The sequence below is a fragment of the Azospira sp. genome, from assembly GCF_030247495.1.
In the GTDB taxonomy this organism is placed as follows: domain Bacteria; phylum Pseudomonadota; class Gammaproteobacteria; order Burkholderiales; family Rhodocyclaceae; genus Azospira; species Azospira oryzae.
The window spans coordinates 174,986-190,724 of record NZ_JAOTRW010000007.1; the positions used below are offsets into that span (position 1 = coordinate 174,986).

Below are 15,739 nucleotides of genomic sequence, written 5' to 3' on the forward strand. Positions count from 1 at the left end.
CAATTCATAATTGGACCGACTTTCTTGAGCCGAATCTCTACCTAGCCATGTCCACTTCCGACCATGAGTGGTCATTGATGAATTTGTCCCGTAAGCGGACATCCGAGCAACCTTCTTGGTGTCCGCATTATTGGAGTTGTTATACGGACCCATCGGAGGCCACTTCCTTGCCCCACAAGCAATTCCTTAAGCATAGTTGCTGCCTGTATATCAATTCATATACGGACCCAGAGGGTCCGTTTAATAACTCTTAGGTTTCTCAACACAGAGGTGCGTATGTCCCAGGAAACTCCGAAGATGACTTTTGGTGACGTCATTACTCAGAAAGACGTCACTGACGCCATATTCAAGAATCTGACTTGGTATCTTGCCTGTGGCGCATTGTTGAAATTCACCATTGCGCTCGGGCCATCCGGCAATTGGTGCTTAGTGCTCCTCATGTTCGCAACTTTCATCGGTCTATTCACCTTGAACATGGCGTTTGGTGTGAATCACATCCTCATGCCGATTGACGCAGGGCTCGGTCAAACTCTCGATCAACTGCGACAACAGAACGCCGCCGATAAAAGGAACAGCAGCAAGTTCAAAAGAACCCTTGGTTTCATGTTTGGCTCCTTGAAGGGCTGGACTTACCTTGGCTTGTCATGCATCTACGTGGCGGTCACTTTTCAGCTTGTAGGTTTGGCCGCTAACAGTGTTCCGGCCCCAAGTGACCCTACCAAGGTTGCGGAGGTGGCGGCGCCTCAGGGAGTGGCGACGAACGAGAAAGCTAACCCTGCGGCGGGGGACACTGCGCGATAAAGTCGCGCAGCGTCCATGACCTCCACGTTGGGTGCTTTAATGTCTCCCCTAGAAAAGAGCACATTCGCGAAGATGTTTGAGGCTGCCGAGTTGTGCCGGGAGCGCGCTCTTGATATTCCTATGCTTGTATTGCTCTACACGGCGATGGATACGTTGGCTTGGGCGCTTTATGGCGATAAGACCCAAGGGGTTCGCGAGCGGTTCACTGCGCTCTGCGACAGTCACATTCTTCCAGGCAGTAGCATTCAATGTGCGGCGCTAGAACTCTACGCCGCAAGATGCTCTGTTCTCCACACCCTTGGGTGGGAGTCGGATTTGAGTAAATCAGGTAAAGCAAGGTCAGTCTTCTACTCATTCGGTACTGACGATCCAACGCTAGCTCAAGCAGCACTCGAACTTACCAATCCAGGCCAATTTGTCTCGCTTAGGCCCGATGAACTTCTAGTTGCTGTTAAGGGGGCCGTCGCAACAATTGCGAAGCTCGCTTCCAAGGACGAAGGGCTTGCTACCCGCTTGTCCATTGCTGCAGGTAAACAGTTCAGATCGCTCGAATCCACCGCTGGTGACAAAATTTTTGGGGCGTTTATTGAAAGGATGCAAAGCAATGAACGCACCTAACCCGTCATTCCAGTGGACCGCCTCCGGCGGCCGCTGAATTCCAACGTTGAACTTCCGCTTTCCCAAGCAACCGATTTCAGCTTTGAGTCGAAAGCAGTCAAAAAAAAGGGGCGCCTAAGCGCCCCTTTTCTTTTCCCATCAACCGCCCTACTTCAGCGGCGTCTCCCGTACAAAGCCCACCGGCTGGGTTCTACCGATGAAGGCTTCGCCCTTGCGGGCCCGGGCGCTGAGGAAGATTTGCACGTCCTTGGGCGTCACGGACATCTGGGTTTCCTTGCCGGTCTTGGAGATGCAGCGGATCTGCAGGGTCTCGTCGGAGGCGGCCACGGCCACGGCGGCCAGGGTGTCGCCTTCGTTGAGTTTCATCAGGATGACGCCACGGCCGCCCCGGGGCAGTTCGTTCACGTCGGCGATGGGGAACACCAGCAGGCGGCCGCCGCTGCTGATGGCGAGCAGGGTTTCGTGGCTGTCGAAGGTCCATGGCGAGAGAATGGTGTCGCCCGGCTCGACGCTGATGAACTGCTTGCCGGCCTTGTTGCGGCCGAGCATGTCGCCGATGCGGCAGGTGAAGCCGTAGCCGCTGGAAACGGCCAGCAGCACCCGCTGTTCGGCGTTGCCGCAGACCATCTGGGCCACCTTGGCGCCGCTGGGGATGGTGATGAGGGTGGCCACCGGCACGCCGTCGCCGCGCCCGCCGGGCAGGCTGGAGACGGGCACGGTGCAGGCCCGGCCATCGGTGAGCAGCACCACCACGTTGTCCACGGTGCGGCATTCCTGGGCGGCGAAGAGGCGGTCCCCTTCCTTGAAGCCGACGGTGGAAAGGTCGAGGCCGTGGCCCTGGCGGGTGCGCATCCAGCCCTTTTCGGAGAGCAGCACGGTGACGGGTTCATTGACCACCACCTGGGCCACGGCGGCCCGCTCGGCGGCTTCCACCACGGTGCGGCGCTCGTCGCCGTATTTCTTGGTGTCGGCCTTGATCTCGCTGATGATCAGGCTCTTCATGGCCTTGTCGTCGGCCAGGAGGTTTTCCAGGCCGGCCTTCTCTTCCCGCAGCTCGGCCAGTTCCTGCTCGATCTTGATGCCTTCGAGGCGGGCCAGCTGGCGCAGGCGGATTTCCAGGATGTCTTCGGCCTGGCGGTCGGAGAGGTTGAAGCGGGCGATCAGCGCCGCCTTGGGCTCGTCCGACTCGCGGATGAGGTGGATCACTTCGTCGATGTTGAGGAAGACGATGTGCCGGCCTTCCAGGATGTGGATGCGGTCGTTCACCTTGCCCAGGCGGTGCTCGGTGCGGCGGCGCACGGTGTCGAAGCGGAAGGCGATCCACTCGGCCAGCAGGTCCTTCAGGGTCTTCTGCCGCGGCCGGCCGTCCAGGCCGATGGCCACCATGTTGATGGGGGCCGAGGATTCCATGGAGGTGTGGGCCAACAGGATGTTCATGAACTCGTTCGCATCCTGGCGGCTGGAACGGGGTTCGAACACCAGGCGCACCGGGTGCTGCTTGTCGGATTCGTCCCGGGCCTTTTCCAGCACCGAGAGGATCAGCTGCTTGGTCTGGGTCTGTTCCTGGGTCAGGGTCTTCTTGCCGGTCTTGACCTTGGGATTGGTCAGGTCCTCGATCTCTTCCAGGATCTTCTGGTTGGAGGCGGAGGGCGGCAGTTCATAGACCACCAGCTGCCACTGGCCCCGGGCCAGTTCTTCCACCTTCCAGCGGGCGCGCACCTTGAGGGAGCCGCGGCCGGTCTCGTAGGCGTTGCGGATGTCGGCGGGGGTGGAAATGATCTGGCCGCCGCCGGGGAAGTCCGGCGCCGGGATGTATTCCATGAGGTCGGCCACGGACAGTTCGGGCTTCCTGATCAGGGCGATGGCCGCTTCGGAGACTTCCCGCAGGTTGTGGCTGGGCATTTCCGTGGCCATGCCGACGGCAATACCGGAGGCGCCGTTGAGCAGCAGCATGGGCAGGCGGGCCGGCAACAGGGCCGGTTCCTGGAAGGCGCCGTCGTAGTTGGGCTGGAAATCCACGGTGCCCATGTCCAGCTCGCCGAGCAGCAGCTGGGCGATGGGGGTGAGGCGGCATTCCGTGTAACGCATGGCGGCGGCGGTGTCGCCGTCCCGGGAACCGAAGTTGCCGATGCCGTCCACCAGGGGGTAGCGCAGGGAGAAATCCTGGGCGACGCGGACGATGGCTTCATAGACGGAGGAATCGCCGTGGGGGTGGTATTTACCGATGACGTCGCCCACCACCCGGGCGGACTTCACCGGCTTGGCGCCGCTGGTCAGGCCCAGCTCGTTCATGGCGTAGAGGATGCGGCGCTGCACCGGCTTCTGGCCGTCGCAGACATCGGGCAGGGCCCGGCCCTTGACCACGCTGACGGCGTATTCCAGATAGGCCCGCTCGGCGAAGAGGGCCAGGGGGGCGGAATCGGCGTCCGTCGGCAGGGGCGGCAGGGGGGCCAGGTTGTTGCCGCCACCACTGCCCCCGGAGGCAGCAGCCACGGGCATGTCCGCCTCGGCATCGCCAGCATCGCCGCTGGATGCGGCTTCCAGGGCACCGTCCATTTGCGCTGCCTGTTCGATCAGGTGTTCGGCCACGGCCTCGGCCTGGGCCACTTCGGCGGCAGTCGCCTTGTTGTCGTCGGCGGCGAAGAGATCGCCGCTCAGGCTGTCGTTGTTATGGTCGTTCTTGTGGGTCATGGTCAGATATCCGCCTCGACTTCGTTACCGTGCACTTCCAGCCATTCGCGGCGGGAGCTGGCTTCGCCCTTGCCCATGAGCATGTTCATCTTGGCGATGGTCTCTTCCATGGGGTAGTCGCCGAATTCCACCCGCACCAGACGGCGGGTGTCCGGGTTGAGGGTGGTGTCCCACAGCTGTTCGCTGGACATTTCGCCCAGGCCCTTGAAGCGGGAGATGGAGAGGGCTTCGAGCTTGATGCCTTCCTTGACCAGCTTGTCCTTCACCGCTTCCAGCTCGTTCTCGTCCAGGGCGTAGATCTTGCGCGGCGGCCGGTTCTTGCCCTGGCCCGGCACGTCCACCCGGAACAGGGGCGGCTTGGCGACGTAGATGTTGCCGTTGGCGATGAGCTTGGGGAAATGGCGGAAGAACAGGGTCAGGAGCAGACACTGGATGTGGCTGCCGTCCACGTCCGCGTCGGACATGATGATGACCTTGCCGTAGCGCAGGCCGTCGATGCTGGTGTCGCTCTCCAGAGTGTGGTGGTCCACGCCGATGGCGACGGCGATGTTGTGGATTTCCACGTTGGCGTAGAGCCGGTCCGGCTCCACTTCCCAGCTGTTCTGCACCTTGCCGCGCAGGGGCAGGAGAGCCTGGAATTCCTTGTCCCGGCCCTGCTTGGCGGAACCGCCGGCAGAATCGCCTTCCACCAGGAACAGCTCGTTGCGCTCGATGTCGTCGGATTCGCAGTCGGTGAGCTTGCCCGGCAGCACGGCGACGCCGCTGCCCTTCTTCTTTTCCACCTTCTGGGCGGAACGCTGGCGGCTCTGGGCCTGCTTGATGGAAAGCTCGGCGAGCTTCTTGCCGTATTCCACGTGCTCGTTGAGCCACAGCTCGAAGGTGTCGCGGAACATGGCGCTGACCAGCTTCACCGCGTCCCGGGAATTGAGGCGGTCCTTGGTCTGGCCCTGGAAGCTGGGGTCCAGGATGCGGGCGGAAAGGAGGAAGCTGGCGCGGCCGAAAACGTCTTCCGGCAGCAGCTTGACGCCCTTGGGCAGCAGGCTGTGCATGTCCACGAAGCTCTTCACGGCCTGGAAGATGCCGTCCCGCAGGCCCGATTCGTGGGTGCCGCCGCCGGGGGTGGGAATCAGGTTCACATAGGATTCCCGGGCCAGGGCGCCCTCTTCCGTCCAGGCGATGGCCCAGGCGGCGCCCTCGCCCTCGGCGAAACCGTCGCCGTTGGTCGGCTTGCCGGCGTATTTTTCGCCGACGATCATGGGGATCACCAGGTCGGTGCCGTCCAGCAGCTCGGCCAGGTAGCCGCGCATGCCGTCCTTGTAGGCCCATTCCTTGGTCTCGCCGCTGCGCTCGATGTGCAGGGTGACGGCAACGCCGGGCAGCAGCACGGCCTTGGAGCGCAGGATGTGCTCCAGCTCGCCCATGGGGATGGTGGGGGAATCGAAATACTTGGCGTCGGGCCAGGCGCGCACCCGGGTGCCGCTGGCCTTCTTCGGCGCATCGCCGATGCGGACCAGGGGCTCCACCACGTCGCCGGCGGCGAAGACCAGGCGGTGCATGCCGCCTTCCCGGGCCACTTCCACCTCCAGGCGGGTGGACAGGGCGTTGGTGACGGAAACGCCGACCCCGTGTAGGCCGCCGGAGAAGCTGTAGGCGCCGCCGGCGCCCTTGTTGAACTTGCCGCCCGCGTGCAGGCGGGTGAACACCACTTCCACCGTCGGCGCATTTTCCACCGGGTGCAGTTCCACCGGAATGCCGCGGCCGTTGTCGGCCACGGAAATGGAACCATCAACATGGACGGTGACCAGGATGCTCTTGGCGAAACCGGCAATGGCTTCGTCCGCCGCGTTGTCGATGACTTCCTGGATGATGTGCAGGGGATTTTCGGTCCGGGTGTACATGCCCGGACGCTGCTTCACCGGTTCCAGTCCCTTGAGGACCGTGATCGACGAAGCGTTGTAATCGGAAGGATTGCTCATGGTGCTTTTTTCCCCGTTTCGGGCAAAGCGGCAAAAACGCCGCGACAGGCTAAACAAAACGGGCGTCAGATTACCAAATTCGGGCCGGCAACGCCCATCCTGCTTGTATGACAGGCGGGCCGCCAACCGGCCCCGGCGCGGTACCTCACCCCTACCGCCCCCCATTTAATCGTTGAAAAACAAGGGCCATCCCCGAGAAAAGCGGCCGCAGTCCGATAATTCCCCGACTATTGCGGTGCAGCGATAAAATTGGCGCCAGGCAGCCGTTCCAGCGCCAGCCAAGAAGTCCGGCCCCGCCCCGCCTGCGGCAAGGGCAGCGGCCAGACAGCGGAAAGCGATCCAGCCCTTGAATCCCCACACCTTCCCCGTTCGCCTCCAGACCCTCCTCCTCGACTACTGGCAACGCCTGCGCCACCTCGGCTGGCGCGGCGTGCTGCTGCTCCTGGCCCTGCCGCCGGCCCTGCTGCTGGCCTACGCCCTGCTGCTGATCCCCTTCACCCCGGGCATCAGCGACCTGCGCAAGGCCAAACAGGAGCAGCCAGCCCGCATCCTCAGCGCCGACGGCAAGGAACTGGCCGTGTTCAAGCGGGCCAACCGGGAATGGGTGAAGCTGGCCCAGGTGTCGCCCCGGGTGGTGGAGGCCCTCATCGCCACCGAGGACCACCGCTTCTACCAGCACCACGGCATCGACTGGCGCCGCACCGTCGGCGCCGCCCTCAACACCTTTTCCGGCGACCGCCAGGGCGGCTCCACCCTGACCCAGCAGCTGGCCCGCAATCTCTACCCGGACGAAATCGGCCGGGCCCCCACCCTGACGCGCAAGCTGAAAGAGGCCATCACCGCCCTCAAGATCGAGGCTCTGTATACCAAGGAGGAAATCCTCGAGACCTACCTGAATACGGTGCCCTTCCTCTACAACGCCTACGGCATCGAAATGGCGGCCCGCACCTATTTCGACACCTCCGCCGGCAACCTGGACGTACTGCAGAGCGCCACCCTGGTGGGCATGCTCAAGGGCAACAGCTATTACAACCCGGTGCTCAACCCGGAACGGGCGGTGCAGCGGCGCAACACGGTGCTGGCCCAGATGGTGAAGCGGGAACGCCTCTCCCCGGCCCAGTTCGACGGCCTGAAGAAAAACCCCCTGCGCCTGGACTTCGAGCGCCAGAGCGAGCCGGAAGGCCCGGCCCCCCACTTCGCCCAGCAGCTGCGCAAATGGCTCATCGCCTGGGCCGACGACCATGGCTACAACGCCTACGCCGACGGCCTGGTGGTGTACACCACCCTGGATTCCCGCCTGCAGACCTGGGCCAACCAGGCCGTGGCGCGCCAGGGCTACGTGCTGCAGAACCAGGCCGATGCGGCCTGGAACCGCCGCGGCGGCTGGAACGCCGCCAATCCCCTGGTGCGCACCCTGGTGGGTGAAACGCCGGAATACCGCAGCGCCGTCGCCGCCGGCCTGGGCCAGGAGGAGGCACTGAAGAAACTCCTAGCCGACAAGGCCTTCATGGCCGCCCTGCGCCAGCAGAAGACCCGCATCCAGGCCGGCTTCCTCGCCCTGGACCCGCGCAACGGCCAGGTCCGGGCCTGGGTCGGCAGCCGGGATTTCAGCCAGGACGCCTTCGACCACGTGCAGCAGGCCAAGCGCCAGCCCGGCTCCACCTTCAAGCCCTTCGTCTATGGCGCCGCCTTCCTGCGGGGCGCCCAGCCCGGCGACAGTCGCATGGACCAGGCCGTGGAAATCCCCCTGGCCGGCGGCGAAATCTGGCGCCCCGCCGACCACGAGCCGCCCAGCAACCAGCCCATTACTCTGGCCACCGCCCTGGCCCTGTCGAAAAACACCGTCACCGCCCAGCTGATGCAGGAAGTGGGCGCGGTGCGGGTCGCCCGCCTGGCCCAGGCCATGGGCATCCGCCAGAGCCGGCTGGAAACGGTGCCCTCCCTGGCCCTGGGCACCAGCCCGGTGAGCCTCCGGGAAATGGTCGCCGCCTACGGCACCATCGCCAACGGCGGCGGCTACCTGGAGCCGGTGCTGGTGAGCCGCATCGAAAACGGCAAGGGCAAGATCCTGGCCGAATTCGCCCCGGCGGACCCGGAACCGGCCCTGCCACCCAAGGTGGCCTACACCCTGGTGGACACCATGCGCGGCGTCATCGACCGGGGCACCGGCAGCGCCATCCGCAGCCGCTTCGGCATCCGCGCCGACGTGGCCGGCAAGACCGGCACCACCCAGGACAACACGGACGGCTGGTTCATCCTCATGCACCCCCAGCTGGTGGCCGGCGCCTGGGTCGGATTCAACGATGCCCGCATCACCCTGCGCAGCGACTACTGGGGCCAGGGCGCCCACAGCGCCCTGCCCATGGTGGGCGATTTCTTCCAGCAGGCCCTGCGCTCGCGCCAGATCGACGCCAAGGCCCGCTTCGCCGAACCCGAGGACAGCAACCTGTTCACCCGCGTCCTTGCCTGGGGCCGGGACTGGTTAACCCAACTGCTGGCCCCCGCGCCGGAAGCGCCCCCGCCCCACAGCTCCCGCCGCGCCCCCGCCCCGACCAGCCCGCCGCCGCAACCCGAGCCCCTGCCCGTCGAACCGCCCCCGGCCCCCCCGCCGGAAGAGGCCAACCGCTACGGCGAACCGGGCTTCAATCCCCTGGCCCCGCCGCCGCCCAGTGCCCCGACACCCAGCACTCCGGTGGAAGGCCAGTAGATCTGTCCATCCAAATCAATTCCTGGGCTGCAAAAACCACCGGCTGAAGTCTTTTCCGAGGCTGTCCCTGGGGCGGGATGGCTACGATTCCCCTGCAGCAGAGAAGACGAGTCTGAAGCGCGTATCGAAGACAGCACCCGGTGGCTGCAGATGGGCCACATCACAGGCTCTCGCCGGTGGGATTTCCACCGGCGCATGAATCGACGAACTGCGCCAGACTCCCCCAGCGAAGGACCGGACTAGATGGTCACAATTGCCCACCCTTGGTGTAGCTCTTGACCCTTTTGATATACGGTTCGCATCCAGCCAGATTGCCGCTGAACTCCCAATCCTTGATGACCTTGTCCTCCCCCACAACCAATTTGATGGTGCAGTTATAGCTAACAGGTACCAATTGAGATGAGGTTGTGGTTCCAAAAACCGGCGTGCGTCCTACATATCCAGTCGTAGTCGCCGTTTGGGGCATAAAAACTGCTGAATTCCGGCTTTCTCCCCAGTAATAGACCGTGTCCCCGGAAAACTCCTGCTTACTGTTCGGATAGCCGAGAGCACTGAATGCTTCCTTCTCATGTCGTCCTACCAAGGCATTGAGACCATCCTCAAGCTGACCAAAGGTTGCGCAACCAGACAGGGCGACTGCAGCGACAACGATAGCGAGGTTTTTTTTCATAGGCTTTTTCCTCTCCAGGTTCAACGAGGGGGCAGATTCTACGAAAACCTTTTTGCCACGGGCAAGCCTCCGGACAACATGAAAAACAACGTAGGTCTCCTGCTGCCGGAGCAAGGAAATGGGCTTGTCGCCCACGACCTCGAGAAACGTGGCCATAGAGGTAGCATCCTTCGTTAGCTCCATGACCTTGCTCTAAGGACACCTCTCGACAAACTCGCCTACCCGCCAGGATCACGGAACTGGTTGCGGCTTGGTTGGAGCGAGGGAGCGGCCCCCTTGGCCTGCGTTATGGCTGCTCCCCACAGAGAAGTAGCGGGCATACCCAGCAGAAAGCTCCGCGAAAAACTTGGCCAATGCAAAGCTCTTGGTACCGATGGCAAGGCTCTTCTCGGCAACGAAGGTTTCGGCAACCCGGACGAAACAGTAGTAGGAAACACCGACAGCCGGCACGGAGCAGGCAGGGGGATGATGACGAAAGGGGAAAACCGGGGGACGAGTCTGAGGTCGCAAAGGACATCGACAGGACTAGCGGAGATGGGGCTTTTTGCCAGAGCAGAAGGCAAAAAGCAAAAAAGCCGCCAAAAGGCAGCTTTTTGTTCTTCGTCACACCGTCGTTTTCCAGAGATTTCTGGTGGGTGGTACAGGGATTGAACCTGTGACCCCTGCCGTGTGAAGGCAGTGCTCTACCGCTGAGCTAACCACCCGGTGCGTCGAAGAGGTGCGCATTAGACCACAACAATTTCGGGTGGTCAAACGTTTTTGAAAAAAACATCTTTTCTCCCCCGGAGCGCCCGCTGCCGGGACCGGCGTCCATGGCATCCATTACAATAGCCTTCTTTTGTTCAACGCCAGACACCCACCATGATCCGTACCCGTTTCGCCCCCAGCCCCACCGGTTATCTGCACATCGGCGGCGCCCGCACCGCCCTCTTCTCCTGGGCCTACGCCCGCCGCCACGGGGGCAAGTTCGTGCTGCGCATCGAGGATACGGACGTGGCCCGTTCCACCCCGGAAGCCGTGCAGGCCATCATCGACGGCATGAACTGGCTCGGCCTGGAGCACGACGAAGGCCCCTTCTACCAGATGCAGCGCATCTACCGGTACAAGGAAGTGATCCAGCAGATGCTGGAAGCCGGCACCGCCTACCACTGCTACACCTCCCCCGAAGAACTGGAACAGATCCGCGAAGCCCAGCGGGCCAAGGGCGAAAAGCCCCGCTACGACGGCCGCTGGCGCCCGGAGCCGGGCAAGACCCTGCCCACCCCGCCTTCCGGCATCCAGCCGGTGGTGCGCTTCAAGAACCCGGTGGACGGCGTGGTGACCTGGGACGACCTGGTCAAGGGCCGCATCGAGATCAGCAACAGCGAGCTGGACGACTTCATCATCGCCCGGGCCGACGGCACCCCCACCTATAACTTCTGCGTGGTGGTGGACGACTGGGACATGGGCATCACCCAGGTCATCCGCGGCGATGACCACGTGAACAACACCCCGCGCCAGATCAATGTGCTGCAGGCCCTGGGCGCCAGCGTGCCCCAGTACGCCCACCTTTCCATGATCCTGGGCGACGACGGCCAGAAGCTGTCCAAGCGCCATGGCGCCGTTTCCGTCATGCAGTACGACGAGGACGGCTATCTGCCGGAAGCGGTGCTCAACTACCTGGGCCGCCTGGGCTGGTCCCATGGCGACGACGAAGTGTTCTCCATGGAACAGTTCTGCCAGTGGTTCGATCTGGACCACATCACCCCGTCGGCCGCCCAGTTCAATACGGAAAAGCTGAACTGGCTCAACGCCCACTACATCAAGCAGGCCGACAACGGCCGCCTGGCCGACCTGGTGCGCCCGCGCCTGGCGGCCCGGGGCATCACGCCGGCGCCGGTGCCGGCCCTGGAATCCATCATCGCCCTCTACAAGGAACGGGTGCATACCCTGAATGAGCTGGCGGATGCGGCCGAGGTGTTCTACATCGACATCCACCCCAACGCCGAACTGCTGGCCCAGCACCTCAGCGAGGAAGCCAAGCCGGCCCTGGCCGACTTCATTGCCGGCGTCCAGGGCGTCAATTGGGAAGCGCCGGCCATCGGCGCCCTGATCAAGGAGACCGTGGCCAAACACGGCCTGAAGATGCCCAAGCTGGCCATGCCCCTGCGGGTGCTGCTCACCGGTCAGGCCCAGACCCCGTCCGTGGATGCGGTGGTGGCCCTGTTCCCCCGGGAAAAGGTGCTGGCACGACTGGCCGCAGCAAAAATTTAAAAAAAGTTGGCAAAGAGGGTTTACAAGCCAAAAAACGCTCCCTATAATTCGGCCTTCTTTCGCGGCGGGGGTATAGCTCAGCTGGGAGAGCGCTTGCATGGCATGCAAGAGGTCCGCGGTTCGATCCCGCGTACCTCCACCATACAAATGCGAAAGATACCTAGGGTCCCCATCGTCTAGAGGCCTAGGACACCGCCCTTTCACGGCGATAACCGGGGTTCGAATCCCCGTGGGGACGCCACCTACAGCAGGGCTTGCTGATCGACAAAATCAGCAAGCCCTAAGTTTTGTAAGCGGCACCAGTTTTACCGTTGCAAGCTTCAGAAGTTCGGAGTGGTAGTTCAGTTGGTTAGAATACCGGCCTGTCACGCCGGGGGTCGCGGGTTCGAGTCCCGTCCACTCCGCCAGCTAAAAGCAAAAAGCCAGCAGAAATGCTGGCTTTTTGCTTTTCAGCCCTCCCCTTGTCACCCCCGACCGCCCTACGAGCCTTTCCCCATCAGGCCCACAGCCCGTCAAAGAGTACGCGGCAAGAGACAAAACAGGGACTTATCCAGGTGAATGGCGATTTTCTTAAAAAAAATCACAAAAGGGCTTTACAACCCCAAAAACGCTCCCTATAATTCGGTCTTCTTTCGCGGCGGGGGTATAGCTCAGCTGGGAGAGCGCTTGCATGGCATGCAAGAGGTCCGCGGTTCGATCCCGCGTACCTCCACCATACAAATGCGAAAGATACCTAGGGTCCCCATCGTCTAGAGGCCTAGGACACCGCCCTTTCACGGCGATAACCGGGGTTCGAATCCCCGTGGGGACGCCACAGATTCAAGTGGTACCGGCAGCATCGGTAGCGCAGTACAGAGTTAAAGCAGTTTGGAGTGGTAGTTCAGTTGGTTAGAATACCGGCCTGTCACGCCGGGGGTCGCGGGTTCGAGTCCCGTCCACTCCGCCAACAAAATAGAAAAAACCGGCCCTGGGCCGGTTTTTTCGTTTCCAGCCCCCATTTCCTCATATCTCCGGGAATCCGCCATGGACACAGCCGCCACCCTGGATGCCGTTGCCGAAGAACTGGCAGAGGCCCGCCGCGTCCTTTTCATCACCGGCGCCGGCATCTCCGCCGACTCGGGACTGCCCACCTACCGGGGCGTCGGCGGACTCTACGAGGAGGACCTGACGGCGGAAGGCTTCTCCATCGAAGAGGCGCTGTCAGGCCCCATGCTGCACCAGCATCCCCAGATCACCTGGAAATACCTGGCCCAGATCGAGCGCACCTGCCGCGACGCCCGCCCCAACCGGGCCCACCAGGTCATCGCCGATCTGGAACGGCGCGGCACCGCGGTCACCGTCTTCACCCAGAACATCGATGGTCTGCACCGCCAGGCCGGCTCTTCCGACGTCATCGAGATCCACGGTCGCCTGCATCATCTGCACTGCACCCGCTGCAGTTACGAGGTGGAAGTGGACAGCTTCTCCGATCTGGAACTGCCGCCGGCCTGCCCCCGCTGTAACGCCCTGGTACGGCCCCGGGTGGTGCTTTTCGGCGAATCCCTGCCGCAGATGGAAATGGAACAGCTGCTCCGCACCCTGGATGCCGGCCCCGACATGGTCTTTTCCATCGGCACTTCCAGCCTCTTTCCCTATGTGGCCGAACCGGTGCTGTGGGCCAGCGAGCAGGGCATCACCACGGTGGAGATCAATCCGGGCACCACGCCCGTCAGCCCCTTCGCCGACCACCACATCACCCAGGGGGCTGCCGCCACCCTGGAGGCCCTGTGGCAACGCCTCCGGTAAAGACCGTACGTCATTCCAACGGCCTGGATTTTTTACCTTTGGCAGCGGATATCCCCTTCTTTTCATAGGGTATAATTCCGCGATTAGGTCATCCTGAAACGTCGTGCCCGACGCCCGGCCCGCCTGCCGTGCCGGCCCTCGGGAATCCCCCCGCCTGGCGGGGAACAGCAGACAAAGAGAATCTATGACGCTCGACGACACGCTAGGCTGCACCCTCCGCTTCATCCGGCAACTCCATCGTTCCCTCCCGGCCCTGGCCTGCGGCGCCCTCTTCGCCGCCACTCCCGCCCAGGCCAACGACCAGCCCCTGACGCTTTCCTTCGCGCCCAGCCTGCAGTCCATGGTGCCGTCCCGCACCGAACTGTCCGCCCGCCCCGAAGCCAGCCCGGTCCAGAACGATGGCAGCCTGCCGGTGGAGGAGATCGCGCCGATCCCCCAGTTACCCCGCACCATCGACCTCACCGCCTCCCCCGACAACCTATGGGAACGCATCCGCAACGGCTTCGGCATGCCGAACCTGAACAACGACCTGGTGCTGACCCACCAGCAGTGGTACATGAACCGGCCCGATTACGTGCGACGCATGGTCGAACGCAGCCGCCGCTACATGTTCCACATCGTCGAGGCCATCGAGAAGCGCGGCATGCCCATGGAACTGGCCCTGCTGCCCATGGTGGAAAGCGCCTACAACCCCATGGCCTATTCCCGCAGCCACGCTTCCGGCCTGTGGCAGTTCATTCCCTCCACCGGCAAGAACTTCAAGCTGGAACAGAACTGGTGGGTGGACGACCGGCGCGACATCATCGCCTCCACCTCCGCCGCCCTGGACTATCTGCAGACCATCTACGAGATGCACGGCGACTGGCAGCTGGCCCTGGCTTCCTACAACTGGGGCGAAGGCGCCGTCGGCCGGGCCATCGCCAAGAACCGGGCCAAGGGTCTGCCGACAGATTACGAAAACCTGACCATGCCGGCGGAAACCCGCAACTACGTGCCCAAGCTGCAGGCCCTCAAGAACATCCTCTCCAACCCCCGCCTGCTGGCCCAGTTGGACCTGCCCCAGATTCCCAACCAGCCCTACTTCGCCGCCGTGGCCAAGCCGGCCGACATGGACGTGAAGGTGGCGGCCAAGCTGGCGGAAATGCCGGTGGATGAATTCGTCGCCCTCAACCCGGCCCATAACCGCCCGGTGATCAAGGCCGACCGTCCCCTGGTGCTGCCGGCGGAAAAGGTGGAGCGCTTCCGCGCCAACCTGGAAAACAACGAAGCCCCCCTCTCCTCCTGGACCTCCTACACCCTCAAGGCCGGGGAAAAGCTGGACAAGGTGGCAGCCCGCCTGGGCGTCTCCGTAGCCCACCTGAAGACGGTGAACGGCCTGCCGCCCAAGGCCAAGGTAGGCGCCGGCACCACCCTGCTGGTCCCGGCCCGGGACGGCATCGAAGGCGACCTCGCCGTCGCCTCCTTCACCCCGCCGGCAGCCGAAACCGCACCCGCCCGCAGCGACGCCCGCGCTGATTCCCGTGCCGACTCCCGCAACGAACCCCGGGCCCAGCCGGCCAAGTTCCACGTGGTCAAGAAAGGCGACACCCTCTTCTCCATCGCCCGCCGCTACGACGTTTCCGTGGACGAGCTGAAGCGCTGGAACAAGCTGGGCCGCAACATGGCCGCCGGCACCAAGCTCACCGTGGCCCCCGCCGTCGCTGCTCCCGCTGCTGCCGCCAAGACCACGGTGGCCAGCGCCCCGGCCAACGGCCGCGTCAGCGCCACCCTGGAAGGCAAGAACCTCAAGCTGAGCAAGAACGACAAGGCCCCGGCCAATGCCAAGGCCGCTGCCGCCAAGGCCAAGATGGCCCGCTACACCATCCGCAAGGGCGACACCCTGGCCGGCATCGCCAAGAAGTTCAAGGTGGAAGCGGACGACATCAAGCGCTGGAACAAGGTGGCTCCGGGCAACCTGAAACCGGGCCAGACCATCACCATCCAGCTGGCCCAGAACGACTGAGGCCGAAGGACGACGGATAAAGGCGCCTGCGGGCGCCTTTTCTTTTGGCCGACGGGGCGCGGCAAGGATTTTCCGCCTTCCGCCACCTTTCCCCGACGGCTACGTTGTGGCGCGCCTAAGCTGCCGCCACCTGCAGGTGCAGCCCTACACCGTCATCTCCAGTGCTTCAAGTACGGATATCCCCGCTCCGGCGGGATTGCGGCGGGGCGTAGAATTCAAGCCTTCGCCGCCGTCCC

General features: G+C 63.3%; 9 protein-coding genes and 7 tRNA genes. 12 read left to right on the forward strand and 4 right to left on the reverse strand.

All coding sequences use genetic code 11. The features are described 5' to 3' along the window. The first annotated feature begins 276 nt into the window (after positions 1–276). Both OEL49_RS12065 and OEL49_RS12070 read left to right on the forward strand, forming a co-directional pair. On the forward strand, positions 277–801 hold the full coding sequence (locus OEL49_RS12065) for a hypothetical protein (protein ID WP_157870644.1): 525 nt from the start codon (positions 277–279) through the stop codon (positions 799–801). A 15-nt stretch (positions 802–816) separates the two neighbouring features. Further along, the gene (locus tag OEL49_RS12070; RefSeq protein ID WP_014237811.1) at positions 817–1,419 is read left to right on the forward strand and encodes a hypothetical protein; all 603 of its coding nucleotides are present in this window, start codon (positions 817–819) and stop codon (positions 1,417–1,419) included. Positions 1,420–1,566: 147 nt separating this feature from the next. On the opposite strand, the gene parC is transcribed toward OEL49_RS12070, so the two are convergent. After that, positions 1,567–4,110: a DNA topoisomerase IV subunit A gene (parC, locus tag OEL49_RS12075; RefSeq protein ID WP_287874830.1), complete on the reverse strand. Its 2,544-nt coding sequence runs from the start codon at positions 4,108–4,110 to the stop codon at positions 1,567–1,569. A 2-nt stretch (positions 4,111–4,112) separates the two neighbouring features. Continuing rightward, the gene (locus OEL49_RS12080; protein ID WP_287874832.1) at positions 4,113–6,086 is read right to left on the reverse strand and encodes a DNA topoisomerase IV subunit B; all 1,974 of its coding nucleotides are present in this window, start codon (positions 6,084–6,086) and stop codon (positions 4,113–4,115) included. A 346-nt stretch (positions 6,087–6,432) separates the two neighbouring features. Here OEL49_RS12080 and OEL49_RS12085 point away from each other — a divergent pair, with 346 nt between their 5' ends. Continuing rightward, on the forward strand, positions 6,433–8,793 hold the full coding sequence (locus tag OEL49_RS12085) for a penicillin-binding protein 1A (protein WP_287874834.1): 2,361 nt from the start codon (positions 6,433–6,435) through the stop codon (positions 8,791–8,793). A 247-nt stretch (positions 8,794–9,040) separates the two neighbouring features. On the opposite strand, the gene OEL49_RS12090 is transcribed toward OEL49_RS12085, so the two are convergent. Together OEL49_RS12090 and OEL49_RS12095 are read right to left on the reverse strand one after the other, a co-directional pair. After that, positions 9,041–9,619, reverse strand: a complete 579-nt coding sequence (locus OEL49_RS12090) for a hypothetical protein (RefSeq protein WP_287874836.1) — start codon at positions 9,617–9,619, stop codon at positions 9,041–9,043. A gap of 473 nt (positions 9,620–10,092) precedes the next feature. Next, positions 10,093–10,167 (reverse strand) — tRNA-Val (locus OEL49_RS12095). Positions 10,168–10,324: 157 nt separating this feature from the next. Between OEL49_RS12095 and gltX the strand changes: the two genes are divergently transcribed. The 9 genes from gltX (at position 10,325) to OEL49_RS12140 (ending at position 15,503) form a co-directional block, all read left to right on the forward strand. Continuing rightward, positions 10,325–11,716: a glutamate--tRNA ligase gene (gene gltX / locus OEL49_RS12100; RefSeq protein WP_014237815.1), complete on the forward strand. Its 1,392-nt coding sequence runs from the start codon at positions 10,325–10,327 to the stop codon at positions 11,714–11,716. A gap of 66 nt (positions 11,717–11,782) precedes the next feature. Further along, positions 11,783–11,858, forward strand: a tRNA-Ala gene (locus OEL49_RS12105). Positions 11,859–11,881: 23 nt separating this feature from the next. Then, positions 11,882–11,957: transfer RNA gene (locus tag OEL49_RS12110), tRNA-Glu, on the forward strand. Between the two features lie 89 nt (positions 11,958–12,046). Then, positions 12,047–12,123: transfer RNA gene (locus OEL49_RS12115), tRNA-Asp, on the forward strand. A gap of 232 nt (positions 12,124–12,355) precedes the next feature. Further along, positions 12,356–12,431: transfer RNA gene (locus OEL49_RS12120), tRNA-Ala, on the forward strand. Positions 12,432–12,454: 23 nt separating this feature from the next. After that, positions 12,455–12,530 (forward strand) — tRNA-Glu (locus OEL49_RS12125). A 55-nt stretch (positions 12,531–12,585) separates the two neighbouring features. Then, positions 12,586–12,662: transfer RNA gene (locus tag OEL49_RS12130), tRNA-Asp, on the forward strand. A gap of 77 nt (positions 12,663–12,739) precedes the next feature. Next, on the forward strand, positions 12,740–13,501 hold the full coding sequence (locus OEL49_RS12135; RefSeq protein ID WP_014237816.1) for an SIR2 family NAD-dependent protein deacylase: 762 nt from the start codon (positions 12,740–12,742) through the stop codon (positions 13,499–13,501). 184 nt (positions 13,502–13,685) lie between these two features. After that, positions 13,686–15,503, forward strand: a complete 1,818-nt coding sequence (locus OEL49_RS12140) for a lytic transglycosylase (protein ID WP_287874839.1) — start codon at positions 13,686–13,688, stop codon at positions 15,501–15,503. Positions 15,504–15,739: the final 236 nt, after the last annotated feature.